This window comes from Streptomyces venezuelae (assembly GCF_008642275.1).
Classification (GTDB): Bacteria; Actinomycetota; Actinomycetes; order Streptomycetales; family Streptomycetaceae; genus Streptomyces; species Streptomyces venezuelae_E.
On the sequence record NZ_CP029189.1, the window covers coordinates 689,685 to 715,911 of the forward strand.

Annotated in this window: 14 protein-coding genes and 1 pseudogene; 3 read left to right on the forward strand and 12 right to left on the reverse strand. The window is 73.8% G+C overall.

The window, feature by feature from the left end:
- Position 1: 1 nt before the first annotated feature.
- The 12 genes and pseudogenes from DEJ51_RS03070 to DEJ51_RS03125 form a co-directional block, all read right to left on the reverse strand.
- Complete coding sequence (locus DEJ51_RS03070; RefSeq protein WP_150256043.1) at positions 2 to 1,399, reverse strand: condensation domain-containing protein; 1,398 nt, start codon at positions 1,397 to 1,399, stop codon at positions 2 to 4.
- Positions 1,399 to 4,755, reverse strand: coding sequence for a non-ribosomal peptide synthetase (locus tag DEJ51_RS35460; RefSeq protein WP_150256045.1), 3,357 nt, complete (start codon positions 4,753 to 4,755; stop codon positions 1,399 to 1,401). Before DEJ51_RS35460 ends, DEJ51_RS03070 begins: the two co-directional genes overlap by 1 nt.
- Entirely contained in the window at positions 4,748 to 8,842 is a 4,095-nt protein-coding gene (locus DEJ51_RS03080; RefSeq protein WP_190620164.1) for a non-ribosomal peptide synthetase, read from the reverse strand. Before DEJ51_RS03080 ends, DEJ51_RS35460 begins: the two co-directional genes overlap by 8 nt.
- A 227-nt stretch (positions 8,843 to 9,069) precedes the next feature.
- Complete coding sequence (locus DEJ51_RS03085) at positions 9,070 to 10,344, reverse strand: MFS transporter (protein WP_150256049.1); 1,275 nt, start codon at positions 10,342 to 10,344, stop codon at positions 9,070 to 9,072.
- A 119-nt stretch (positions 10,345 to 10,463) separates the two neighbouring features.
- Positions 10,464 to 11,498, reverse strand: a complete 1,035-nt coding sequence (locus DEJ51_RS03090) for a winged helix DNA-binding domain-containing protein (RefSeq protein ID WP_150256050.1) — start codon at positions 11,496 to 11,498, stop codon at positions 10,464 to 10,466.
- 143 nt (positions 11,499 to 11,641) lie between these two features.
- Complete coding sequence (locus DEJ51_RS03095) at positions 11,642 to 15,580, reverse strand: non-ribosomal peptide synthetase (RefSeq protein ID WP_150256052.1); 3,939 nt, start codon at positions 15,578 to 15,580, stop codon at positions 11,642 to 11,644.
- 15 nt (positions 15,581 to 15,595) lie between these two features.
- Positions 15,596 to 16,810, reverse strand: a complete 1,215-nt coding sequence (locus DEJ51_RS03100; protein ID WP_150256054.1) for a cytochrome P450 — start codon at positions 16,808 to 16,810, stop codon at positions 15,596 to 15,598.
- 1 nt (position 16,811) lies between these two features.
- Positions 16,812 to 16,994, reverse strand: a pseudogene (locus DEJ51_RS03105) (MbtH family protein); the annotation flags it as partial.
- Between the two features lie 45 nt (positions 16,995 to 17,039).
- Positions 17,040 to 17,807 (reverse strand): thioesterase II family protein, encoded by a 768-nt coding sequence (locus tag DEJ51_RS03110; protein ID WP_150256056.1) that lies wholly within the window; start codon positions 17,805 to 17,807, stop codon positions 17,040 to 17,042.
- Between the two features lie 3 nt (positions 17,808 to 17,810).
- Positions 17,811 to 19,787 carry a non-ribosomal peptide synthetase gene (locus tag DEJ51_RS03115; protein ID WP_150256058.1) on the reverse strand — a complete coding sequence of 659 codons (1,977 nt, stop codon included), beginning with the start codon at positions 19,785 to 19,787 and terminating at the stop codon, positions 17,811 to 17,813.
- Positions 19,784 to 21,295, reverse strand: a complete 1,512-nt coding sequence (locus DEJ51_RS03120) for an aldehyde dehydrogenase family protein (RefSeq protein WP_150261662.1) — start codon at positions 21,293 to 21,295, stop codon at positions 19,784 to 19,786. The genes DEJ51_RS03115 and DEJ51_RS03120 overlap by 4 nt, the downstream gene beginning before the upstream one ends.
- Positions 21,296 to 21,431: 136 nt before the next feature.
- Positions 21,432 to 22,442 carry a BTAD domain-containing putative transcriptional regulator gene (locus tag DEJ51_RS03125; RefSeq protein WP_150256060.1) on the reverse strand — a complete coding sequence of 337 codons (1,011 nt, stop codon included), beginning with the start codon at positions 22,440 to 22,442 and terminating at the stop codon, positions 21,432 to 21,434.
- 174 nt (positions 22,443 to 22,616) lie between these two features.
- Between DEJ51_RS03125 and DEJ51_RS03130 the strand changes: the two genes are divergently transcribed.
- From DEJ51_RS03130 to DEJ51_RS03140, 3 genes are all read left to right on the forward strand, one after another.
- Entirely contained in the window at positions 22,617 to 24,218 is a 1,602-nt protein-coding gene (locus DEJ51_RS03130; protein ID WP_150256062.1) for a tryptophan halogenase family protein, read from the forward strand.
- Positions 24,219 to 24,301: 83 nt separating this feature from the next.
- A complete protein-coding gene (locus tag DEJ51_RS03135) occupies positions 24,302 to 24,925 on the forward strand; it encodes a flavin reductase family protein (protein ID WP_150256064.1) in 624 nt (207 codons plus the stop codon).
- The gene (locus DEJ51_RS03140) at positions 24,912 to 26,186 is read left to right on the forward strand and encodes a cation:proton antiporter (RefSeq protein WP_190620172.1); all 1,275 of its coding nucleotides are present in this window, start codon (positions 24,912 to 24,914) and stop codon (positions 26,184 to 26,186) included. The genes DEJ51_RS03135 and DEJ51_RS03140 overlap by 14 nt, the downstream gene beginning before the upstream one ends.
- The last annotated feature ends 41 nt before the right edge of the window (positions 26,187 to 26,227 follow it).

Sequence of the window (26,227 nt, forward strand, 5' to 3'; positions counted from 1 at the left end):
CCTAGGTGGTGAGTGGGGATGCGGGCGCGGCGACGGCCCGGTCCAGCACGTCCTCGATTCCGGTGAGCAGCCCTCGCACGTCTTCGGGCGTGGCCGCGTGGCGGTTGTACTCGGCGGTGCCGCCGATCTCGCCGTCCCGTTCCACGAGGCCGATGCAGGCGAGGGCGGCGGCCGGATCGGGGCTGTAGAGCTCCAGGTGCCGGGCGGGGGGCCCGGGCAGCTGGCCGACCTCGATGCCCGGCAGGTCCAGGGGGATCGACGGGTAGTTGTGGAGGGCGAACAGGACGTTGTACGGCGGGGGTGCTCCGTCGCCGAACAGGACGTCCACGGGCAGACGTTGGTGGGCGAGCGCTTCGGCCACCGCGGCCCGGGTGCGGTGCAGCAGTTCCCGGAAGGTGGGGCCGCCCGCGAGGTCGAGCCGGATCGGCACCACGGTGGTGAACTGCCCGACGGCGCCTTCGAGGGCTCCGGCGAAACGGCCGGCCGCGGGGGTGCCGATCACCTGGGAGGTACGGCCGTCCCGGCGGGCCAGTACGACGGCCAGTGCGGCGAGCAGGGTCATGAACGGGGTGGCCCCCTCGGCCGCGCCCAGCTCCAGCCCGGCGTCGACGGGCCTGCGGGCCAGCCGTACGGGCACATGCCCGCGTTCGAATCCGCCGGGCGCCCGGGGTGCCGGCGGGTCGGCGGCGAACACCGCCCGGCGGCGGGCCAGTTCGGCGGATCCGTCGGGTCCGGCGAGCCAGCGGTGCTGCCAGTCGGCGTAGTCGGGGAACTGGAGTCCGGGCGGGACGAGGGCCGCCGGGTCCTCGCGGTAGCCGGCGGCCAGGTCCGCGAGGAGGACCCCGGAGGACCAGCCGTCGAAGACCGCGAGGTGGGAGGCGAGGATCAGGACGTGCTCGTCGGGAGCCAGCCGCAGCAGCCGGAACGCGCTGGTACGGCCGCTCTCCAGGCCGAGGACGGTGGAGGCGCTCTCCGTGCTCTGCAGGGCCACGCGCTCGGCCGCGGCCTGCGGGGTGAAGCCGGACAGGTCGGCCCGGGTCAGCCGCAGCACCGGTTCCGCGTCCACGTGCAGCCTGGGCTGCCCGGTGGTGGAGACGGACAGGCGCGTGCGCAGCGCCTCGTGGCGGCGCAGCACCCCGGTGAGGGCCGCCGCGAGCCGGTCGGGGTCGAGCGGGCCGGTCAGCCGGAGCGCGTGCGAGCCGGTGGCGACGGCCGGGCGGGTGCGCTCGCGGCGCCACAGCCGGGACTGGAGGGCGGTGGGCGGGACCGGCCCCGCGCCGGAGCGCGGAGCCGGGTGGGCGGGGACGGGCTGCCGGGCGGCCAGCATCAGGCGGGCGAGTTCGCGCTTCGCCTCGGGGAGCGCGGCGAGCGCTCCTTCGAGCCCGGCCGGGTCGGCCATCAGGAGCCGTCCGGGTGGTGGAAGGTGCCGAGGAGGGCGGCGGCCTCCTCGTCGCTCATGTTCTCGATCTGCTCGAAGACCGCGAGCAGCCGGTCCTGTTCACCGGCGGCCTCGGCCTTGGCGGTGCGGACCAGCTCCGCGAGACCGGAGACGGTGGGGCGGCCGAAGAAGTCGGCGAGGGCGATGTCGATGCCGAAGAGGGCGCGGACCCGGGAGACGACGATGGTGGCCTGCAGGGAGCTGCCGCCCAGGGCGAAGAAGTCGCCTTCCACGTCCGGGTTCTGCCATTCGAGCAGCGGCGTGACGATGTCCCGGCAGATCTGCTCCTCGACCGCGTCGCGCGGCGGGGTGCCGCCCTCGGCCGCCTGCTCGGTGGGCAGGGGCAGGGCGCCGGTGTCGACCTTCCCGTGCGGGGTGAGGGGCAGTTCGTCCAGGACGACGACGACCGGCACCATGTAGCCGGGCAGCCGGCCGGCCGCGTAGGCGCGCAGGCCCTCGGCGTCGGCGACCTCGGAGGCGTAGGAGCCCACCTGCTCGACGGTGACGTAGGCGGCCAGCATGCGCTCGCCGCCCGCGGCGGGCTGGGCCACCACGACGGCCTGCTGCACGGAGGGGTGCCCGGTCAGGACGGCCTCGACCTCGCCGGGCTCGATGCGGTGGCCGCGTACCTTGAGCTGGCGGTCGGTGCGGCCGAGGAAGTCCAGGTTGCCGCCGGGCAGCCAGCGGACCAGGTCGCCGGTGCGGTAGAGGCGGGCCGTCTCGGGGCCGTCCGCGTAGGGGTTGTCGGCGAAGCGGTCGGCGGTGAGGTCGGGGCGGCCCAGGTAGCCGCGGGCCACGCCCGGGCCGGAGACGCACAGTTCGCCGGGGACGCCGGGCGGGACCGGGCGCAGCCGCTCGTCGAGGACGAACGCCTGGTGTCCGGGCATGGGGCGGCCGATCGGCGGGTTGCGGTCGTAGCTGCCGGTGCAGTCCATCAGCGTGACGGCGACGGTCGCCTCGGTGGGCCCGTACCCGTTGACGAACCTGCGCTCCCCCGCTGTCCATTCGGCGACGAGCCGGCCGGGGAAGGCCTCGCCGCCCACCGAGACCAGTCTCAGGTCGGGCAGGGCCGCCTGGTCGAGCAACGGGAGCAGGGCGGGCGGGAGTTCCGCGACGGTGACGGTGTCCTCGCGCATCCGCCGCTGGAGCAGGGCGGGGTCGCGGCGCTCGTCGTCGGTGGCGATGACGAGCGAGCCGCCCGCCAGCAGGGTGGTGAAGATCTCGAAGACGGAGACGTCGAAGGTGAGCGGGGCGAACTGCAGGACCCGGTCCTCGGCCCGGATCTCGTAGGCCTTGGCGATGGTGCGGGAGAAGTGGGTGACCGAGCGGTGCTCGATCATGACCCCCTTGGGGGTTCCGCTGCTGCCCGAGGTGTAGAGCACGTAGGCCAGGTCGCCGGGGGTGGCGGTCGGCGCGAGGGAGGGGACCTCCCGTACGGGGGCGGCCGTTCCGGTGTTCACCAGCTCCAGTGGTACGGGCAGTTGTGCGGCCTCGTCGACGAGGGCGTGCCGGACCTTGGCGTCGGAGAGGACCGTACGGGTCCGCTCGGCCGGGGCGGCCGGGTCGACCGGTATGTAGTGGGCGCCCGCCTTGAGCACGCCGAGGACTCCGGCGACGGCGGCCGGGCCCCGGGACACGCACACCGCGACGGGGTCGCCGTGGCGGACGCCGCGGTCGCGCAGCCGGTGGGCGATGGCCTCGGACCAGCGGTCGAGGGCGGCGTAGTCGAGGCGGGTCGAGCCGTGGCGGACGGCGACGGCATCGGGGTGGATGGTGGCCCGCTCGCGGAAGGCGCGGTCCAGGGTGGTGGTCCAGGCGGCCTCGTCGACGGGGCCGCCGCGGGACAGCTCGCGGGCGTGCCGGGAGGCGGCCGGCTCCTCCACCAGGCTGATGTCGGCCACCTGGATGTCGGGGTTCTCGGCGACCTGCTCCAGGACCTGGTGGAAGGCGCCGAGCAGGGCGCTCGCCGTGCCGTGCCGGTAGAGGGAGGTGTTGTACTCCAGGGAGAGTTCCAGGCCGTCGTTCTCGCCGACCAGGAAGCTCATGTCGAACTTGGCCGCGCCGTCGTGCAGTTGGTCCGTGGTGAACTCGACGTCCGCGGCCTGCGCCCGGTGGGTGCCCCAGCGGCCCAGCGAGGTGAACTCGATCTGGAAGAGCGGGTGGCGCAGCGGGTCGCGTACGGGGCGGACGGCCTCCACGACCTGCTCGAAGGGCAGTTCGCTGTGGGTGAAGGAGTCCATGACGGAGGAAGCGGTGCGGGTGACCAGCTCGCGGAAGGTGAGCTGGTCGGTGACCTCGGTCCGCAGGGTGATCATCTGGACGAAGCAGCCGATGACCTGCTCCAGGTCGGGGTGCGGGCGGGAGGCGCTCGCCGTGCCGACGACGACGTCCTCGGTGCGGGTCCAGTGGCGCAGCAGCGCGTTGAAGGCGGCGAGCAGGGTGGTGAAGACGGTGGTGCTGCTCGCGTCGGCGAGCTCGGTGAGGCGGTCCAGCAGCTTCTGGTCCAGGGTCAGTTTCAGACCGCGGCCGTCGCCGCGGGTCTCGGGGCCGCGCGGGTGGTCGGGCAGCACCTCGGTGGCGACGGCGCCCGCCAGGAGCTGGCGCCACTTGGAGGCGAGCGCCCGGCCGTGTTCGTCGTTCTCCAGCTTGGCCCGCTGCCAGGCCGCGAAGTCGGCGTACTCGACGGCGAGCCGGGGGGCCTCGGGGCGCTTGCCCGCGGCGGCGGCCGCGTAGCCGGCGGTCAGTTCCCCGGTGAAGATGCGGGTCGAGCCCGGGTCCCAGGCGATGTGGTGGACGACCCAGAGCAGGACGTGCTGCTCGGCCGCGAGGCGTACGAGATGGGCGCGGACGGGCGGGCCGGCGGCCAGGTCGAAGGGGGCGGCGGCGCAGCTCGCGGTGAGCTCGGCGAGTTCGCGGTCCGCGTCCTCGCTGCCCGACAGGTCGGTGCTCTGGATGCCGAGCACGAAGGAGGGGACGGGCTCCTGCCAGGGGACCCCGTCGATCTCCACGAGTTTGCTGTGCAGCACCTGGTGGCGGGCGACGACGGCGTTCAGGGCCTCGTGCAGGGCGGCCCGGTCGAGGGGCCCGCCCAGGCGTATGGCCAGGGCTATGTTGTTGCGGGCCTTGCCGGCGCCGAGCTTGTCGACGAACCACATCTGCTCCTGCTGGAAGGAGGAGCGGGACCGTGGCCCGTGGTCGGCGCGCTTCAGTTCGACGCGGCGGCCCACGCCTGCGGTCATCTGGTTGCGCATCCGTCCCAGCAGCCGGGAGCGCTGGCCCTGGGGCAGACGGCCGAGCCGTTCGGCGAGATCAGACATGGGTTCCTCCGTTGCGGTGCAGGTCGGCGAGGAGAGCGGCGAGCCGGTCGGGCAGGTGCTTGGCGAAGTAGTGGCGGCCCCCGGGGATCACGGCGAGGCGTACGTCGGCGGCGTAGCGGCCCCAGGCCCGGTAGCCGTCCTCGTAGCCCTCGGTCGCGTCGTCGGCGTCGCCGATGATGCAGGTGAGGGGGGTGTCCAGGGGGCGGTCGTAACCGTCCGGGGTGCGGGCGAAGAAGCGGGCGGCCTCGGTCATGTCGTGGCGGACCATCCGCAGGACCGCCGTGAGGTCGCGGTCGTCGAGGACGCCGTCGAAGCCGTCCATGGTGGTCAGGTACGCGACGAGGTCCTCGTCGCCGGATACGCGTTCCATCTCCAGGGCGTACTCGGGGTCCTCCTCGGGGAGGGCCGCCGCGAGGTCCAGGGCGATCGGGCGCTGCCCGAGCCGTTCCAGTACGTGGGTGGTCTCCAGGGCGGTGACGACTCCGGCGCAGTGGCCGTAGACCGCGTAGGGGCCCTGCACGGTCCGGGCGATCTCCTCGGCGGCGCGTTCCGCGAACTCGGGAACGGGCAGCATCGGGCCGGGGCGCAGCGGGTCGTGCCCGGGCGGGGAGACGGCCAGGAGCTCGATGTGCGGCGGGAGCTGGGCGGCGAGGGGCTGGTAGGCGATGGCGTCGCCGCCGCCGTGCGGGAAGCAGACGAGGGTGAGCGAGGTGGTACCGGGCTCCCGCTCGGGGGTGAGCCGGTGCAGCAGGCGGTGGTGGCGGGGTCCGGCTCCCGTGTCCGCTGCGCCGAGCTCGGCGGTGCGGGCGGCGAGGCCGGCCGGGGTCGGGTTGCTGAACAGGTCGACGACGCGCAGGGCGCCGGCCCCGCCGTCGGGCAGGGCGGCCGCCACGGCCCGTACGGCGCGCACCGCGGCGAACGAGTCCCCGCCCAGGGCGAAGAAGTCGTCGTCGGGCGCCACCTCGGCCACGCCGAGGACCTCGGCCCAGACGGCGGCGATCCGCACGGCGACGGGGTCCGCGTCCACGGGGGCGGCGGTGGTCCGGCCCGGCGCGGGGTCACCCGGCCGCGGGTCGGGCAGCGCGCCCCGGTCCACCTTGCCGTTGGGGCTCAGCGGCAGCCGCTCCAGAGCCACGAGTTCGGCGGGGACGCAGTGCGGGGGCAGGACGGTGGCCAGCGCGGTGCGCAGGGCGGCGGTGTCCAGGCAGGCGCCCTCCTCGGGCACTACGTAGCCGACGAGGCGGTCGGAGTCCGCGGTGCGGCGGGCGGCGACGACGGCCTCGCGGACTCCGGGGCGCTCGCGCAGCGCGCTCTCGACCTCGCCGGGCTCGATGCGGAGCCCGTTGAGCTTGATCCGGAAGTCGGTGCGGCCGAGGAGTTCGATGGTGCCGTCGGCGCCGTATCGGGCCAGGTCGCCGGTGCGGTAGAGGCGTTCGGTGCGGCCGGGCTCCAGCTCGATCCGGACGAACTTCTCCTCGGTCAGTTCGGGCCGGTTCAGGTAGCCGCGGGCCAGTCCGACGCCGCCCAGGTGGAGTTCGCCGGGTACGCCGACGGGTACGAGGCGGTCGTCCGGGTCCAGGACGTAGGCCAGCTGGTTGGCCATGGGCCGCCCGTACGGGAGCTTCGTCCACCGCGGATCGACCCGGCCCACCTGGTACTCCACCGAGTGGATGGATGCCTCGGTCGCCCCGCCGAGCGCCACGAAGGACAGGCCGGGCGCGAAGGCGCGGATCCGGTCGGGCTGGGTGACGGGGATCCAGTCGCCGCCGAGGAACGCGGTGCGCAGCTTCGGCAGCACGGGCCCGCCGGCGTGTTCGAGCTGGTCGGCCAGCAGGCCGAGGAGGGCGGGGGCGGAGTTCCAGACGGTGATCCCGTGCCGTTCGACCAGGTCGGCCCAGTGCGCCGGGTCCTTGGCGGCGGCCGGGTCGGGCAGGACGAGCGTGCCGCCGGCGGCCAGGATGCCGAGGGTCTCGTAGACGCTCATGTCGAAGCTGGGCGAGGACAGGGCGAGGACCGAGTCGCCCGGGCCGATGCCGTACGAGCGGTTGAGGTCGAGGAGGTTGTTGACGACGCCCCGGTGTTCCAGGGCGATGCCCTTGGGGGTGCCGGTGGAGCCCGACGTGAAGATGACGTAGGCCAGGTCCCGGGAGGTGACGGGGACGGCCGGGCGGGTCGTGGGGAGCTCGGCGAGCACGGCCCGGTCGGTGTCGAGCAGCACCCGTGCCGTGCCCGCGGGGACGGGCAGCCGGCCGATCAGCTCCGCGTCGGAGACGACGATGGGCGGAGCGGAGTCCCGCAGCAGCAGGGCCAGCCGCTCGGCCGGGTAGTCCGGGTCCAGGGGGACGTAGGCGCCGCCGGCCTTGAGGACGGCGAGGATCGCGGTGACCAGTCCGGGGCCGCGGCGCAGGCACAGGGCCACGGTCCGGTCGGGGCCGGCACCCGCCTCGACGAGCCGGTGCGCCAGCCGGTTGGCGCGCTCCTCCAGCTCCCGGTAGGTGACGTTCCAGCCGCCGAGTCCGCCGAGGATCACGGCGGGCGCGTCGGGCCGCCGGTCGGCGTGCTGCTCGAACAGCTCGTGCAGGCAGGCGTCCTGGGGGAAGGGGGCACGGGTGGCGTTCCAGTCGTCCAGGGCGGCCCGGCGCTCGGCGTCGGTGAGCAGCGGCAGGGCGGACAGCGGGGCGCCGGGGCGGTCGAGCGCCCCTTCGAGGGTGGTGAGGAAGTGGCCGAGCAGCCGGTCCACGGTCGCGGCGTCGAACAGGGCGGTGGGGTACTCCACGAGGGCACGGACTGCGGTGCCGGTGTCGTGGACGCTGATCATCAGGTCGTACTTGGTGGCGTGCGAGGAGAAGTCGACGGGCTCGGTGGTGACGCCCGCGAGGCCCGGGGCGGTGTCCGGGGTCTCGTCGAGGAGGAACATCACGGAGGTGAGCGGCGGCCGGCTGGGGTCGCGGGGCAGGCCGAGGGCGTCGACGATCAGGTCGAAGGGCAGTTCCTGGTGCGCGTAGGCCTGGAGGGTGGTGTGGCGGGTGGCGCGGACCAGTTCGGCGAAGGCGGGGTCGCCACCGGTTCTGATGCGCAGCGGCAGGGTGTTGACGAAGAAGCCGATGAGTTCGCCGAAGGCCGGGTGGTCGCGGCCGGAGACGGAGGTGCCGACGACGATGTCCTCCTGGCCGGTCCAGCGGCGCAGGGTGGCGGCGAAGCCGGCCAGCATCGTCATGTAGAGGGTGGCGCCCTCGGACCTGCCGAACTCCCGCAGCCTGGTGATGAGCCGGGGCGGGAGATCGATGTAGCGGGAGGCGCCGGCGTGGCCGAAGACGGGCGGTCTGGGCCGGTCGGTGGGCAGGTCCACGGGGGTGGCGCCGGCCAGCTCCTCCCGCCAGAAGGAGGTGAGGCCCTCCAGCCGGTCCCCGCTGACGCGGCGGCGCTGCCAGGTGGCGAAGTCGGCGTACTGGAGGGCGAGCGGGGCCGCCGGGTCGGCGGGTGCCCCGGTGCGGGCGGCGTAGGCCCGCTCCAGCTCGGTGTACAGGACCCGCATGGACCAGCCGTCGGTGACGATGTGGTGCAGGTTGAGGAGGAGGATGTGGTCCTCGGCTCCGATCCGGCCGAGCCGGGCCCGCAGCGGGACGGCGCCCGCCAGGTCGAAGGGGGCGCCCGCGTCGGCGTCGTAGAACGGTCTGGCAGCCGCCTCGTCGGGGAGTTCGGTCAGCGGCAGGGGCAGCCGGTAGCCGTCCAGCACGTGGGGCACGGCCTCGGTGGCGCCCTCCTGGTAGGTGTAGACGGTCCGCAGCACCTCGTGGCGGTCCACGATGTCCTGGAGCGCCGCGTGCAGGGCGGGGACGTCGAGCGGGCCGCGGATGCGGGTGGCGACCGGCACGTTGTAGGCGGGGCTGCCGGGCTGGAGCTGGTCGATGAACCAGAGGCGGCGCTGCGCGAAGGAGAGTACGGGCGCTTCGCCGGGGTCGCGGGGTGCCGGCTCGGCGTCCTCCCGTACGGCGGCGCGCCCGCCGCCTCGGCCGGTCAGGGCCTGGAACAGTGCCCGGCGGGACTTCGGCAGTGCGGCTATGCGTTCGGCGAGGGACTCGCTCACCTTGAGCCTCCGTGCGTCTTCGGGAGTCGGGAGAGGGATACGGCGAGGTGGCACCGCGCGGTGCGCGGCGCTGGATGCGGGCGTGGGGCCGGGTACGGGCATGGGGGGCCGGGTACGGGCGTGCCGGGCCGGGTACGGGCGTGGGGGGCGGTGCGCGGAGCCGGGGCGCAGTGCTGAGTGGGTGCCGTTCGGCCGGCACCCACTCCCGCACCCCCGTCGGGCGACGGTCAGGCGGTGATCCTGGCCTCGTCCGCCGCCGGAGATCCCTCCTCGGCGTTGTCGCCGGCGGGCATTTCCTTGATCTTGGCCACCGGCCCGGTCAGCAGGGTCAGGCCTCCGACGATGGTGACCGCGCCGGCCACCGCGAGGCCGGCGGTCAGGCCGATGCCCTCGCCGAGCGCGCCGCCGGCGAAGTAGCCCAGCGACAGGGCGCCGTACACCGCGGAGAGGGCGGTGCCGCTGACCCGGCCCATCTGCTCGTTCGGGGTGACACCCTGGACGAGGCTGAGGACGTGGATGTCGAACATCGGGGAGACGAAGCCGATGACGGCCTGGACCACGATCAGTCCGACGAAGCCGCCGACCGCGCCGCCCGTCGGCACCAGGATGTATCCGGCGCCGAGCACGACCGCCGTGATGACCAGGAGGCGGCCCACCGAGAGGCTCTTGGAGACGACCTCGGAGAGCACCGCGCCGACGATCACGAAGACCGACATGACGGCGAAGGCGGCACCGACCTGGCCGGGGCTGAGGTCCAGCACCTTGTACGCGTAGACGATCAGCAGGGCGTCACCCATGGCGGCACCGAGGTTGACGACGACGTTCGCGGTGAACAGGCCGCGCAGGACGGGGTTGCCGAAGAGGGTCTTCATGCCCTCCTTCATCTCGGCCTTGGCGGAGGCCTTGCGCTCCTCGGTCCGCTCGCGGGTGTCACGGTGGCGGATCACGAGGAGGGCGACGAGCGAGACGAGGAAGGTGAAAGCGTCGGCGGTGATGGCGCGTGCGGCGCCGAGCAGCTGGATCAGGGCGCCGCCGGCCCCGGCCCCGACCGCTTCCGCGACGCTCCGGCTGATCTGGAGTTTGGTATTTCCTTCGATGAGGTTCTCGGTGCCGATGAGCTGCGGCAGCCAGGACTGGTACGAGACCTCGAAGAAGGTGGTGAGGATACCGGTGAGAGCGGCCACGACGTAGACGTGGGTCATGCTGACGGAATCGAGAGCGAACGCGAGCGGAATCGTGCCGAGGGCCAGGAACCGGCCCAGGTCGGCGACGATCATCACGGTGCGCCGCGAGACCCGGTCGGCCACCAGCCCGGCGATCGGGGCGAGCAGCAGGAAGGGGAGGAAGCGCAGCGCGCCCAGCACGCCGACCTCCAGGGCTCCGCCGTCCAGCACTACGACCGCGAGGGTCGGGAGGGCCAGGAGGGAGATCTTGTCGCCGAAGTTGCTGACGGTCTGCCCGAACCACAGGCGATTGAAATCGGAATGCCGACCGAGTGCCATGTCGACGCCCTTTTCTGATTGGGTACGGAATTGTCGGACGGCACTGACGCTATGGACCACGGGTTAGCGGCCGGTTATGTATTCCGGGATTGTAGAACGCTTGTAGACAGGCGATGAGCTCAGCTGGAGAACCGTGCGATGTCCGCGCTCTCGCGGGCGATTCCGGCGGCCACGGCGGGGCTCGGGGGCTCTGTTCCGGGGAACGGTTCGACCGTGACCGGAGTTCCGCGGCGTCCTCCGGACCAGGTGCCGACGGCCAGGCCGTCGACCAGCACGGTGGCCCGGATCTGGCCGCCGCCGGGCCACACCCGGCGTTCGTGTGCGGCGGGCACGGAGAGGTCCCGGCCGCGGTAGCCGACGAGGTAGTTGTCGTAGGCCGGCAGCAGGCGTACGTCGGGCTCCGCGCCGGGGGTGGGCACCGGCTCGGGTGCGCCCTCCCGTACGGCGGCCCACGCGGTCTTGCCCGTGGTGGCCTTGAGCCCCGACCAGTGGACGAAGTCGAGCGCGTCGGAGGGGCCGAACGCCGCCCGGTAGCGGCGCGCCAGTTCGCGCTCGGCGGCGGCTCCCGTGAAGGGCAGCGGGCCGGTGACGGGCAGCCAGTCGTCGAGGAGGACGAAGGTGGCCTCGCCCTCCCGCTGTGGGCCGTGGCAGATGCGGCCGGTCAGGGCGGCCCGGCGGATCAGGTGGAAGGCGGACTGCCCCTTCGGTTCCACCCCGAGGGTGGTGAGCCGGTCGGTGAGCTGGGCGCGGGTCAAGGGCCCCTCCCCGTCGACGGCTTCGGCGATGAGGCGTTCCGAGCGCGTGCACAGGGACTCGTCGAGGCCCAGTTCGCGCAGCCGCCGGGCGGCGAGCGCGAGGTAGACCGGGCCGAAGAGGGCCAGCAGCCAGCGGGCGTCGGCGGCCGGCACCAGCTGGAGGGTGCCGCGCATGAACCAGCCCCGGACGACGGTGCGTTCGGTGTCGGTGGCCCGGCGCACCGCGTCCTGGGTGAGCCCGCGGGCGCGCACCCGGAGCCCGAGTTCCGCCGCGGGCAGGTCTTGCGCCTGCACCGCGAGCACCCGGTCGAGGACGGCGGCGGCGGATTCCTCCCGGACCTCGCCCCCGATCGCCTGTGCGCGCGCCCTGAGCAGCCGGTCGGTCGTACGTCGTTCCACGTGTCCAGTCTTTCAGCCTGGCGGCCGGAGCCGCATCTTCTCTTCGCGGGTCCGGTCACCGCGGCTCCCCACGACGCCGAGGCCCTGGGCCGGGCGGCCGGTGGGGGCCGCCCGGCGCAGAGCCGGACCGGGTCGTGCCGCGGTCAGCGCCTGCGGCGCAGCACCGCGTAGTAGCCGGGCAGCCGCAGGGCGTCGGAGTCCGACCGGGGGTCGATCGCGTGCAGTTCGATCGCCTCGTCCTCGACGAGCTCCCACCGGTCCGCGCCGAACGCCTCGGCCAGTTCCGGCCGGGTGAAGCGGTGCGAGTGCCGGACGCCGGCTGCCTCCAGCGGGCCGACCAGGTCCTCGGCACGGCCCCGCTTGCCGCCGACGAATCCGAGGTAGCCGAAGGAGTTGCTGGAGTAGTCGGGCTCGTGCACGATCAGTGTGCCCTCGTCGCCCAGCAGCCGGTCGGCGACCGCGGCGAGCCGGGCCCGGGCCTCGGTGTCCAGGACGTGGAAGACGCCGCGGACGAAGATGTTGTAGGGCCCCTCCCCCAGCACCGCGGCCTGTTCGGCATCGGTCATGTCGATCGCCAGGTAGTCGACGTTCGGCACGCCCTCCGCCTCGCGCTTGGCGTGCTCGATGGCGCTGACGGAGACGTCGACGCCGATGACCGACGGGTGGTGCGGGGCGAGTTCGCGGCTGTAGCGGCCGTTGCCGCAGCCGAGGTCGATGAGCGGCAGGTCGGCGCGGAAGTGGCGCCGCGCCTGGTCGAGGAGCCACTGGAACTCCTCTCCGCTGTCGGCGTCCCAGATGACGTCGCCGCCGCGTCCGGTGCGCCGGATCCCGGCCCAGTACCGCTCCCAGGCGTCGGCCGTGTCGCGCTCCTCGGTCGTGACGGGGGCGGCACCCTCCTCGCCGGGCGGCGGGGAGTGGCGCTCCCAGACCTCGTCGTCGGCGAGGGCGTCCAGCAGGGCGGTGAACTCCTCGAACATCGAGTCGATCAGACCGTCCGGGTAGACGGCCGGCAGGAAGTCCCAGTTGAAGGTGAGGCCGTCGGGCTTCTCGAAGACCTGGAAGTCGAGGGAGACCTGCGGGGTCTGGGAGATGCCGTAGACCGGGGCGCCCAGCTCGGTCTCCTCGTACTGCGGCGGGTGTCCGGCCAGGCTGGTCATCACCACGGGCATGGCCGGGGCGAGGGAGCCGCGCAGCTTGGTCAGCTCGCGCAGCACCTGTACCCCGCTGAAGTAGCGGTGTTCCAGGTCGGCCCAGAGCCGGCGCTGGACGGCCTGGGCCCGTCCGGCGAAGGTGGTCTCCGTCTGCTCGACGGCCAGCAGCAGGGTGGTCGTGGTGTCCGCGAGCAGCGCGTTGACCTGCGGGTGCAGCGGAAGGCGGTTGAACAGCGGGAAGTTGACGGTGAACCGGGCCTGTCCCGCGGCCCTGCCGAGGATCTCGGCGTAGGCGGCGGCCAGCACCCCGGACGGGGTCACCTCCCGGGCGTGGGCGCGTTCCTGGATCCGGCTCCACCGCTCCGGGGCGACGACGTGGCTGCGGCGCTCGAAGCGGACGGGCAGCTCGGGGGCGTCGGCCGGGCGCTCGGGCAGTGCGGGGGCGGGCGGGAGGGTGGCGAGGCGGTCGCGCCAGTACCACTCGGAGCGGCGGTAGAGCTCGCTGTCGCGCAGCGAGTTCCCGACGGCGAGGACGTAGTCGCGGAAGGTCAGCTCCAGCGGGGCGAGTTCCGCGCCGGGTTCCACGTAGTAGGTGACCAGGTCGGGAACGAGGACCTGGAAGTAGCTCCAGGCGTCGGCGACGAGGAAGTCCAGGCAGAGGTGGATGCGGGCCCGGCCGCCGCCGAGCAGACTGATCCGTACGTCGAACAGCGGCCAGGCGTCGGCGTCGAGGACCTGGTGGGACAGCTTCTCGCGCAGGGCGGCCAGTTCGGCGGTGCGGGTCTGCTCGTCCAGGCCGCCGAGGTCGGTGACGGGGATCCCGTACGCCGGGATCTCCTCGAAGACCTGCTGGGTGCCGTCGGGCAGGACGCGGGTGCGCAGTGCGTCGTGGCGTTCGACGAGCCGGCGCCAGGCGCCCTCGAAGCGGGCCACGTCGAGCTGCTCGCTCTCCCACTCGAAGTAGCCGTGGCAGCCGACGTTGCCCAGTTCCACGAGCCCGCCGCGGCCGATCCACAGGGCCTGCTGGCTCTCGGTGAGCGGGAAGGGCTCGAAGCGCGCGGCGGGGTCCGGGACGATCGCGGGGAGTCCGCCGAAGGAGCCCCGACCGCCGGCGCGTTCGGTGGTGATCAGGGTGGCGAGCTCGGCGACGGTGGGGCAGGTGGAGAGGTCGGAGAGGCTGAGCTCGACGCCGTAGCGGCGGCGGATCTCGTCGATCAGCTGGAAGGCCAGGAGCGAATGCCCGCCCAGCTCGAAGAAGTTGTCGTGGATGCCGACGCCGTCGGTGCGGAAGGCCTCGGCCCACAGACGGCTGAGTCCGTCCTCGACCTCGTTGCGGGGGGCCTCGTAGCCGGCGCCGACCGCGTCGCGGCCCTCCGGGGGCTCGGGCAGGCTGCGGCGGTCGACCTTGCCGTTGGGCAGCCGCGGCAGGGAGGGCAGCACGACGACGGCGGCGGGGACCATGTAGTAGGGCAGGGTACGGGCGACTTCGGCGCGCACGGTGGCCGAGTCGGGCTCGGCCGCGCCGGCCGGGGACACGTAGGCGATGAGCCGTTTGTCACCGGGGCCGCGTTCCTGGGTGGTGACGACGGCCTCGGCGATGCCGTCGAGGCGGGCGATGTGCGTCTCGACCTCGCCGAGCTCGACGCGGAAGCCGCGGATCTTGACCTGGGAGTCGGAGCGGCCGAGGAGTTCGACGGCGCCGTCCTCGCGGCGGCGGGCGAGGTCGCCGGTGTCGTAGAGCACCGGGTGCGGGTCGTCGGGCAGGAAGTTGGGGAGGAACCTGGCGGCGGTGAGCTCCGGGCGGCCGTGGTAGCCGGCGGCGACCCCGGCCCCGGAGACGTGCAGGCGGCCGACCTCGCCCTCGGGCACCGGGCGGCCGTCCTCGTCGAGGAGGTGGACGCGGAGGTTGGCGATGGGCACGCCGACCGGGACCTGCCGGGTGGCGCGGACCTCGTCGGAGGTGGCCTGGCTGGTGAAGTCGGTGCCGGCGCCGAGGTCGAGGCAGGACAGGACGTTGGTGGTCTCGGTGGTGCCGTAGGTCATCACGACCCGGAAGGGGGTGTCGACGGGCGGCCAGCTGTGGACGCGCTCGGCGGTGGTGACCAGGATCCGCAGCGCCGTGTCCGCGGGCCAGTCCAGGCCCCATACGGGCTCGGCCAGCGCGGCCACCAGCATGGTGTGGGTGATGCCCTCGCCGACGAGCCAGTCGCGGATCTGCTCGGGGGTCTGCGCCTGTCCGGCCTCGGGGATGTGGATCGCCGCGCCGGCGGGCAGGTACGCGAGCCACTCCATGATCTGGACGGCGAAGCCGGGGGTGGACATCCAGGAGGCGCGGTCGCCGGGGCGGACCCCGTAGGCGCGCGTGGTCCAGTGGACCAGGTTGGTGAGGGCGCCGTGCCGCTCCAGGACGGCCTTGGGGGTGCCGGTGGAGCCGGAGGTGTAGATGAGGTGGCTGACGGTGTCGGGGCCGGTGACGACCTCGGGCGCGGTGTCCGGGAGGTCCTGTCCGGCGGTGGCGGCCTCGGCCTGCGGGACGTCCTGCGGTATCCGGCGGCCGAGGCCGGCCGGGGTGAGGACGAGCAGCGGGGCGGCGTCGGCGATCATCGCGGCGAGCCGGTCGTCGGGGTTGACCGGGTCGAGGGCGACGATCGCGGCGCCGGTCTTGAGAATGGCGAGGGAGCCGATGACGTATTCGGCGCTGCGCGGGTAGCAGAGGCCGACGCGGGTGCCGGCCGCGGCTCCGCGGGCGATCAGCGCGTGCGCCAGCCGGTTGGCGGCGGCCTCCAGTTCGGCGTAGGTCCAGCTGCGGTCGCCCTGCGCGAGGGCGGTGGCCCGGGGGGTGCGGGCGGCCTGCTCGGCGAGGAGCTGCGGATACCCGGTGGCGGGGAAGGCGGCGTCCGAGCGGTTGAAGTCGACGAGTGCGGTGGTCACAGTGCGGGCCCTTTCTTACTTCGCGAAGGCTCGGCTGCGCAGCAGCCGCACGGGGAGAGCGTTGATCCCCCAGGTGAAGTTGGAGGAGTTGAAGGTGACGGGTCCGGCGAGTTCGAAGCCGTCGAGCACCGCGAGCATCTCGGTGAGCAGGGCGCCGAGTTCGAAGCGGGCGAGGCGGGCGCCGAGGCACAGGTGGCGGCCGTGCCCGAAGGCGACGTGCCGGTTGGGGCGGCGGTCGACCCGGAAGGCGTGCGGGTCGGCGAAGACGTCCTCGTCGCGGTTGGCGGAGACGTTCCACAGGGTGACCCGGGCGCCCTCGGCGATCGGGATCCCGTTGATCTCGGTGTCGCGGACGGCGGTGCGCAGGGCGTGCACCCCGGGGGTGGTCCAGCGCAGGATCTCCTCGACGGCCGGGGCGATGCCGTCCGGGCCGAGGGCGCGCAGCAGCCGCCACTGGTCGGGGTGTTCGGCGAACATGTGGACCGCGCCGGCCGCCGAGTAGCGGGTGGTCTCGTTGGCGCCGGAGAGGACGCCGTTGAGGTTGAAGACGATCTCGTGGTCGCTGAGCGGCCGTTCGGTGCCGTCGCCCTCGTCGACGAGGGTGTCGTGGGCGATCTGGCTGACGAGGTCGTCGCCGGGGCGGGCCCGGCGCTCGGCGAGCAGCTCGATGAAGTAGAGGAAGATCTCCGAGTGCGCGTTGGTGCGTACCTCGTCGTCCGGGGAGTCGAAGGCGTCGGTGGTCAGGGCACCGATCCAGGCCCAGTCGGCGCGCGGGATGCCCATCATGGCGCAGACGACCCGGTTGGGCAGCTGCTTGGCGAGGTCGATGAAGTCCAGTTCGTCGCGTTCGACGGCCTCGGTCACCAGTTCGCCGACCACCTTCTCGACCATCGCCTCCAGGCGCGGCATCTGCTGCGGTCCGAAGGCCTGGTGGAGGGCCCGCTTGAGGCGGGTGTGGTGGGGGACGTCGGAGACGATGAGCATGCGCTGGGCGACGGCGGCGACGGCGGCCGGGTCGCTGCCGAGCCGCATCCCGCGGGCCGAGCTGAAGGTGTCGCTGTCGGCGTAGACCTCTTTGATGTCGCGGTGGCGGCTCAGCGCCCAGAAGCCGCCGTCTGCGCTGCCGGGCTCGGGGTGCCAGTGGACGGGCGAGTGGGCGCGCAGCCAGGTGAAGGCCGGCCAGAAGTCGTTGCGGCCGAAGGGGCCCGGGTCGAGCAGGTCGATCTCCATCTCAGGCTCCTCGCAGGCTGAGCGGGCGGGTGTCGGGCCACTGGGCGTCCACGAAGCCGGCGCACTCGTCCTCGGTGCCGTCGAACCCGGCCGGCGTCCAGCCGTCGGGGGTCTCGCGGGTGGCGGGGTACAGCGCGTACTGCCCCTCGTGGTTCACGAGGACCTGGTGGGTGGTGGGCACGGTGTCCTCCGGACTCGGGCGGGTGGGGACGGGCGGGCGCTCGGGCGCTCAGGCGCCGGTCGTGACGGGTGCCGGGGCCGGCGGAGCGCTGCCCCCCGCCCGCAGCAGGGTGGTCAGGTGGTCCAGTACGGGCCGCGGGTGGCGCAGTACGGCGTGGTGGCCGCCCGTGGTGGTGTGCCGGGTGAAGGCGGCGGTGGTGACCGCGGCCCAGCCGTCCAGGTCGGCGGAGCTGACGGTCTCGTCGCCGTCGGCCCCCCAGGCGTGGACGGGCACGCCGAGGCGGACGCCCGGCTCGTGGACGTAGCTCAGGGACAGCTGGGCGTCCTTGCGGAGCATCGCGACCATCAGGGCGCGGGTGTCCTCGTCGAGCAGTTCGGGGTCGAGGCCCGCCGTGTCGAAGAGCTTGTCCAGCTCCTCGCCGTCGTCGACGATGCCGCGGCCCGCGCCGTCCCAGTGGCCGGGGGCCCGGCAGCCGCTGACGACCAGGGCCCGGGGGGCGATGCGGCGGGAGACCTCGTAGCCGAGGAGGCCGCCGAAGCTGTGGCCGAAGACGACCAGCGGCCGGCCGGTGGCGACGATGTCCCGCAGTTCCGCGGCGATGGCCTCGACGGCCTCGCCGAAGGTGTCCGGCATGGGGTCCCGCCAGCGGTTCTCGCGGCCCGGCAGCTGTACTCCGTACACCTGGGCGGTGCCGGCCAGTTCTGGCTGCCAGGAGCGGAACTGCTGGCAGCCGGCTCCGGCGGGGGGCAGGCACAGCAGGACGGGCAGGGCCCGGTCGGCGGGGTCGTCCGTCCAGGTGGAGATCCAGGCGCCCATGGCTCAGGCTCCTTCGGCGGGGTCGGCGGGGTCGGCAGGGTCGGCGGGGTCGGTGGCGGTGGCGGTGGCGGTGGCCTCCCGCTCGGCGGAGAGCCGGTCGAGTTCGGCGGCGAAGTGCCGGGCCGTCGGCTCGGCCAGCAGCGCGCCGAGGCCGACCCGCAGTCCCGTGACGCGGCGCAGTTCGGAGACCGCGCGGGCGGCGGCCAGGGAGTGGCCGCCCAGCTCGAAGAAGTCCGCGTCGGGGCCGGTGACATCGGTGGCGAGCACGTCGGCCCAGACGGCCATCACGATGCGCTCGCTCGTGGTCGGACCGGCGCCCTGGGCCGCCACCGCCGTGCCGGGCGTACGTTCCGGCTCGGCCAGGGCCTTGGCCAGTGCCTGGCGGTCGGCCTTTCCGGTGCTGAGGGTCGGGATCCGGTCGAGCACCCGTACGGTGGCGGGCACCGCGGCGGCGGGCAGCTGCTTGCGGCAGCGTTCCACGACCAGGTCGGCGAGGCCCGCCGGGTCGGCGCCGGGGGCCGCGACCACGGCGAGGCCGAGGGTCTGCCCGGAGGAGAGGGGGCAGCAGGCGGCGGCGACGACCTCGGGGAGTTCGGCGGCGATCCGTTCCACCTCGCCCAGTTCGATGCGGTGCCCGCGGATCTTCACCTGGTCGTCGCGGCGGCCCCGGTACTCCAGTTCGCCGCTCGGGCGGCGGACCACCACGTCGCCGGTGCGGTACATGCGCGTGCCGCCGCCCTGGAAGGGGTCGGGCAGGAAGCGGCTCGCGGTGAGTCCGGGGCGGCCCCGGTAGCCGCGCGCGACGGCGGGGCCGCCGAGGTGGAGCTCGCCCTCGGTCCCGGCGGGCACCGGGCGGAGCTCCTCGTCCAGGACGTACGCGCGGTACCCGGGCAGCGGTCGTCCGATGGTGGTCACGTCGTCCCCTCGTCGGCTGTCGGACCAGGTCGCGGCGATGGTCACCTCCGTCGGCCCGTACACGTTGAGCAGCCGGCGGCCGCGGGCGAACCGTTCGGCCAGTGCGGCCGGGCAGGCCTCCCCGGCGACCACGACCACCTCGGCGGTGTCGATGCCGGCACCGTGGGCGGCGAGCAGTGACGGGGTCAGGGACACGGTGCGCAGGCCGGCGGGCAGGGGCTCGCGGCCCTCGGCGGCGGCCTGGCGCAGGCCGTCCAGGGAGAGGTCGGTGAGGGCGACCCCCTGGCCGTGCGCCAGGTAGAGCAAGGTGCACCAGAGCCAGCCGTCGAAGGCGGGCGAGACGGCGTTGAGGCCGAGGCCGCCCGGGGGCAGGCCGAGGGTCCCGAGGGCGTCGACGAAGGTGTCCAGGCCCCGGTAGGTAACCTCGACCCCCTTGGGGCGGCCGGTGGTTCCGGAGGTGTAGACGAGGTACGAGCAGCTGTCGGGGGCCGGTACGGACACGGCGAGCGCGCCAGGGGCGCTGCGGCGGACGTCGGCGGGGGCCAGCAGGGTGATCCCGCGGGGCTCCAGCCCCGTGGGCACCTCGGGGGCGACCAGGACGGCGGCCCCGGCGTCGCGCAGGACTCGGCCGAGGCGCTCGACGGGGTGCGCCGGGTCCAGGGGGACGGCGGTCCCGCCGAGGCTCCAGACGGCGAGCAGGGCGGGCACGCTCTCCCGGGACCGGCCGAGCAGCAGCCCGACGGAGGTCTCCGGGCCGACTCCGGCGCCGGCGAGCGCGGTGGCGTAGCGGGCGGTGCGGGCGGTGAGCGCCGCGTAGGTGAGGGTGCCGTCGAAGGCCTTGACGGCGGTTTCGTCGGGCTGGTCGCGGGTCCACCGCTCCAGGCGGGCGAACAGCGGCGGAAGCAAACCGTCGGCCGGTCCGGCGGAGCCAGGCGCGGCGGAGCCAGGCCCGGCAGGGTCCCGTTCGGCGGGGCCCGGTTCGGCCCGTGCCGCCCGGGGCGGGGTGTCGTCGGCCGGTACGCCCGGGACGGTGGCCCCGGCGGACTCGGCGTGCCGGTCGGTCATCCGTCGTTCCTCTCGGTGTCCGCGGGGCGGGCGGCCGCGGTGGCCCGCAGGCGCGGGCCGACCACCTGGCCGCCCGGGCCCTGCGGGAGCTGCATCGACTTGGTCTCCAGGAAGGCCTCCAGTCCGGCGGTGCCGCATTCACGCCCGATCCCGGACTGCTTGAACCCGCCGAACGGCGCGGCCGGGTTGAACTGGCCGCCGTTCACGTCGACCAGCCCGGAGCGGAAGCGCCGGGCCACGCCTTCGGCGCGGGCGCCGTCTCCGGACCAGACCGCGCCGTGCAGCCCGTAGCGGGTTCCGTTGACGATCCGGAGCGCCTGGTCCTCGTCGTCGTAGGGGATGACCGAGAGCACCGGCCCGAAGATCTCCTCCTGGCCGATCGTGCTCAGCGGGTCCACGTCGGCGAAGACCGTCGGCCGGACGTAGTAGCCGGTGTCCAGGCCGGCGGGCCGGCCGGGGCCGCCGCGGACCAGCCGGCCGCCGCCCTCGTCCACGCCACGGCGGATGTATGCGGTGACGCGGGCGTGCGCGGCGGCGGAGACCAGCGGTCCGAGGTCGGTCGCCGGGTCGCGCGGATCGCCGGTCACGTATCCGGCCATGGCCTCTCCGGCGAGCTGTACGGCCTCGTCCTGGCGGTCCCTCGGCACCAGCAGGCGGCTCCACTGCAGGCAGGTCTGGCCGGTGTTGAAGAGCATCTGGTCGACGGTGGCGGCCACGGACGCGGCCAGGTCGGCGTCGTCGAGGACGAGGCTCGCGTTCTTCCCGCCGAGTTCGAGGTGCACACGCTTGACCGTGTCGGCGCCGAGCGCGGAGACCTCGCGGCCGGCCCGTGTCGAACCGGTCAGGGAGACGACGTCGATCAGCGGGTGGGTGACGAGCGCCGTGCCGACGGCGGCGCCGGTGCCGACGACCATGTTGAAGACGCCGGGCGGCAGATCGGCCTCGGCGATCGCCTCGGCGAGCAGCCGGGCGTGCAGCGGGGTGATCTCGCTCGGCTTGTGCACGACCGTGCAGCCGGCCGCGAGCGCGGGGAGGATCTTCTGCACGGTGAGCAGCAGCGGGGTGTTCCACGGGGTGATGCACGCCGCCACGCCGGCGGCCTCGCGCACGACGAGCGAATGGCCGACGCGCTCCTCGAAGGCGTAGGAGGCGGCGGTCTCGACGCAGTGCGCCGCCATGCCGAGGGAGAGCCCGACATGGGTCTGGCGGGCCATCCGGGCGGGCGCCCCGACCTCGGCGGTGATGGTCTCGGCGAAGCGGTCGGCCCGCACCTCCATGGCCTCGACGACCCTGCGCAGCAGCGCCGTGCGTGCGCGCAGCGGGGTGGCGGCCCAGCGCGGGAAGGCGGCCGCCGCGGCGCGCGCGGCGAGGTCGGCGTCCCGGGCGGTGCCGGCGGGCACCGTGGCGAGGGCGCGCTCGGTGGCGGGGTCGGTGACGACCAGGCGGCCGTCGGCGTCGGAGGCGACCCAGGCGCCGCCGATCCACTGGTCGGTGTAACGGGGCGGCAGAGGGGCGGCGTCGGGCTCGGCCCCGGCGGGTCTGGAGTCCTGTGGCTCGGTCGGCACGGTCAGCACGGTCACGGTGGGGTCCTCACTCGGTCACGGGATCACGGGATCTCGGGCTCGCTGGACGGCTGGGTCGGTGTCAGGCGGTCGCCTGGTCGGCCGCCCGGGCCAGGGCGGCCGCGGCCCGGCTGTCGGGCCTGGTCCGGCGGACGGGGCGGCTCAGGGCGGATGTACGGGCCTCCGGGCTCCAGGGGGGAGTGCCCGCGGGGGTCCCGGGCCGGCGGGCCGCCGCGGGCCGCAGCGCGCGGACGGTGGCGGGCGGGGCACCGGTCACGGCGGAGACGGCGGGAGCGGCCGCGCGCCCCGCGGCGGGGATCAGGGTGCCCAGCAACCGCTGGGTCTCGGGGCCGGGTGCCACGGCCAGCTCGTCGCGCATCCGGCGGGCGCACAGCTCGTACCAGCGGCGCACGCAGGCGAGTTCACCGCGCCGGCCGTGTGCGGCCATCAGGGCGCGGTAGGTCTCCTCGTGATGGCGGTCGATCTCCAGGGTGCGCTTGCAGACCTCGATCAGCTCGACGAAGTCCTCGCGGGTCTCGGCGTCGGCGCGCAGCGCTCCGAGGGCCCGCAGGGCGAGCGCCCTCAGGTACTCGCGCTGTTCGACGACCCAGTCGGCGCTCTCGCCGCGCAGGAACTCGCCGCCGTAGAGAGCGATGGCGGCCCGCAGCCGGGTGCGGGCGAGCGGGGCGTCGCCGGCCGTGGCGGCGCGCAGGCCGGTGTGCACCAGTTCCTGGAAGCGGTCGAGGTCGGACCACAGCCCGCTGATGTGCAGGACGTAGCCGAAGTCCCGGTAATCCAGCCGGATCCCGGAGTCGCCGGGGCGGTCGGGGTGGGCGTCGAGCACCCGGCGCAGTGCGTGGGCGGCGACCTTCAGGGAGCTGCCCGCGGCGGCGTCGGCGCCCGGCCACAGGGACGCGTAGAGCCGGTCGCGGGTGAGCATCTGGCCGCGGTGGAGCGCGAGGTACTGGAACAGGCCACGGGCCTTGCCGGCCCGCCAGCGCCGGACCGGGACGCCGCCCACGGTCAGCTCGAAGTCGCCCAGGAAGCGGACCCGTACCGCCGGCCCCGCCGTCCCGTTCGCTGCGGTGGTCATCGCGTCCTCCCGGTGGTTTTCAGCCTGCCGCTCTGCCTGCGAGGAGTGTGTCCGGGGGGTCTACAAAGGCCCTACAACGGCTGGATCCGAGCTGTGTAGAGCGGTGATAGGGCGCTTTTCGACACTGATGAGCACGACCACCCGAACCGCCGAATCCGAAATGAGGGCTGTTTCATGACCAGCAGCGACACCCGGCTTCAGAAGGTCGTCATCCTGGGCGGCGGCACGGCCGGCTGGATGACGGCCGCATACCTCGGAAAGGCGCTGCAGGGAACGGTCGACATCACCGTGCTCGAAGCGCCGACGATCCCGCGCATCGGTGTCGGCGAGGCCACCGTGCCCAACCTGCAGCGCTCCTTCTTCGACTACCTGGGCATCGCCGAGGACGAGTGGATGCGGGAGTGCAACGCGAGCTTCAAGATGGCCGTGCGTTTCGTGAACTGGCGGACCGACGGGCAGGGCGAATCGGCGGCCCGCGAGCTGCCGGGCGGCGGTCCGGACCACTTCTACCACCCGTTCGGGCTGCTCCCCGATTACGACCAGACCCCGCTGTCGCACTACTGGTTCAAGCGCAAGTACGAGGGCCGCACCACCGAGCCGTTCGACTACGCCTGCTTCCGCGAGCCCCCCGTGATGGACGCGATGAAGGCCCCGCGCTGGCTCGACGGCCGGCCGGCCACGCGGTACGCCTGGCACTTCGACGCCCAGCTGGTGGCCGACTTCCTGCGCCGGTTCAGCACCGAGAAGCAGGGTGTGAACCACGTACAGGACGAGATGGTGCGGGTCGAGCAGGACGAGCGCGGTTACGTGACCACGCTGCACACCAAGGGCGGACTGGCCCTGGACGCCGATCTGTTCGTGGACTGCTCGGGCTTCCGCGGCCTGCTGATCAACCAGGCGATGGAGGAGCCCTTCATCGACATGAGCGACCACCTGCTGTGCGACAGCGCGGTGGCGACGGCCGTCCCGCACGACGACGAGGCGAACGGCGTGGAGCCGTACACGTCGGCGATCGCCATGTCGTCCGGCTGGGCGTGGAAGATCCCCATGCTGGGTCGCTTCGGCACCGGTTACGTGTACTCCAGCAAGTTCACCGACCAGGACACCGCCACCCGCGAGTTCGCGCAGATGTGGGACCTGGACCCCGAGGTGACGAAGTTCAACCACATCCGTTTCCGCGTCGGCCGCAACCGCCGGGCTTGGGTGAAGAATGTCGTCAGCATCGGCCTGTCCTCCTGCTTCCTGGAACCGCTGGAGTCGACGGGCATCTACTTCATCACCGCCGCGATCTACCAGCTGGCCAAGCACTTCCCGGACAAGACCTTCAACGACGGTCTGATCAACAGCTTCAACCACGAGATCGAGGTGATGTTCGACGACACCCGCGACTTCATCCAGGCGCACTTCTTCTACGCGCCGCGCAACGACACGCCGTTCTGGCAGGCCAACAAGAAGCTGACCCTCCCCGACAACATCCAGCAGAAGATCTCCGCCTACAAGGCGGGCCTGCCCATCAACTCGCCGATCACCGACGAGTCGACGTACTACGGCAACTTCGAGGCCGAGTTCCGCAACTTCTGGACCAACGGCAGCTACTACTGCATCTTCGCGGGCCTCGGCCTGGAGCCGGACGCCCCGCTGCCCTCCCTGGCGCACCGGCCGGACTCGGTGGCCAGTGCCGAACCCCTCTTCGACACGGTCAAGCGCCAGCAGCAGAACCTGCTGGAGACGCTGCCCAGTGCCTACGACTACCTGCGCCAGTTGCACGGCGCGTAAGGCCCACCGCTCCCACGGCCCGGCAGTACGGCTCTCCGCCGGCTGCCGGGCCGCAGTTGCTTCAGCCACCTCAGGAGTCAGACATGCCCCACCGCTCCGTGCCCCATCCCGCCGCACCGGACGAGCCGGCCGGGGGCCGGCCCGCCGACCTCCGTCCCTTCATGGCCGCCTTCCCCACCGGGGTGTCCGTCGTCACCACGATGGATTCCGATTCCGTGCCGCACGGCCTGACCTGCACCTCCCTCGCGAGCGTCGCCCTCGAACCGGCGACGCTCGTGGTGTGCATACGGGCGGCGAGCCCGACGCTCGCGGTGCTGCTCGCGGAGGGCCACTTCGCGCTCAACCTGCTGCACGAGCGGGCCCGCGGCACGTCGGACCTGTTCGCGTCCGGGGCGCCCGACCGTTTCGACCGCGTCGAATGGCGGCTGCCGCTGGGGGCCGGCGGACCGCATCTGACGGCGGACGCCCACGCCGTCGCGGACTGCGCCGTGGTCAGAACCGCCGGCTTCGGGGACCACACGGCCGTCTTCGCCGAGGTCCGGCGCGTGACCGTGCGCGACGACCGGCAGCCGCTGCTCTACGGGCTGCGCCGCTACGCCCTCTGGTCCGCGGCGGCCACGGCCCCCCAGCCGGCGGCGCCGCATCCGGAACTCCCCGCCTCCTTGCGGCCCGCCGCGCCCGAAGGGGGTACCCGTGTCGTCCGCTGACCCGCTGCCGGCCCTGCTGGTCGCCATCCCGGTGGTGATCCTGGCCGGTCAGGTGGGGGCCGCCGTCTGCCGCCGGTTCGGCCAGCCTCCGGTGGTGGGCGAGATCGCCACCGGCATCGTGCTGGGCCCCTCGCTGCTGGGCTGGCTCTGGCCGCAGGCCCAGCACGCGCTGTTCCCGCCGTCCGTGCTGCCGTACACCTCGGTGCTCGGGCAGCTCGGGCTGCTCGCGTTCATGTTCCTGGTCGGGCTGGAGCTGGACCTGAAGAGCCTGCGCGGTCACACCCGGGTCGCGGTGGCGGTGAGCCAGGCGGGCATGCTGCTGCCGCTGGCCCTGGGCGCGCTGCTCGCCCTCGCGATGTACGGTGCGTTCGCCCCCGAGGGGGTGGGCCGGATGCCGTTCGCCCTGTTCATGGCCGTGGCAATGGCCATCACCGCGTTCCCGGTCCTCGCCCGGATCCTCATCGACCGGGGCCTGTACGGGACCCCGCTCGGCGCGCTCGCCCTGGCCTGCGCGGCCGTGGACGACGTCGTCGCGTGGTGCCTGCTGGCGCTGGTGGTGGCCCTCTCCACGGCCGGTTCCCCGATGGAGGCGGCCACCACGGCCGGACTCGCCGTGGCCTTCACGCTGGTGATGCTGTACGCGGTACGACCGCTGCTGGCCCGGTGGTCGGCCCGCGCCGACCGGGCCGGCGACGCGGCGGTGCTGGTGGCGCTCTTCAGCGGGCTGAGCCTGTCCGCGCTGGCCACCGACCTGATCGGCGTGCACGCGCTGTTCGGGGCGTTCCTGTTCGGGGTGGTCACCCCCCGCACCGGGCAGCGCATCGAGGCTTCGGCGGCCCGGCTGCGCGCGTTCACGGTGCCCGTGCTGCTGCCGCTGTTCTTCGTGCACACGGGGCTGCGTACGGACATCGGGGGCCTGACGGCCTCACCCTGGCTGTGGCTCTGGACGGCCGCCATCCTCTTCGTCGCCTTCATCGGCAAGTGGGGCGGTGCGGCGGGCGCGGCGCGCGCGTGCGGAAGACCGTGGCGGGAGGCGCTGTCGATCGGCGCCCTGATGAACTGCCGGGGGCTCACCGAGCTGGTGGTGCTCAACGTCGGTCTGGAACTCGGCGTCATCGGGCCGCAGCTGTTCACCATGCTGGTGCTCATGGCCCTGGTGACGACGGCGATCACCAGCCCTGCCCTGACCCGGCTGCGCGCCGGGAAGGAGGTGGGCGGCCGGCTACCGGCGCGGGCCGAGAACGCCCTTTCCGGGCCCTGACGGACCGGCCGGGACCGGAGGGGGGTCCGCCTCCAGTCGTA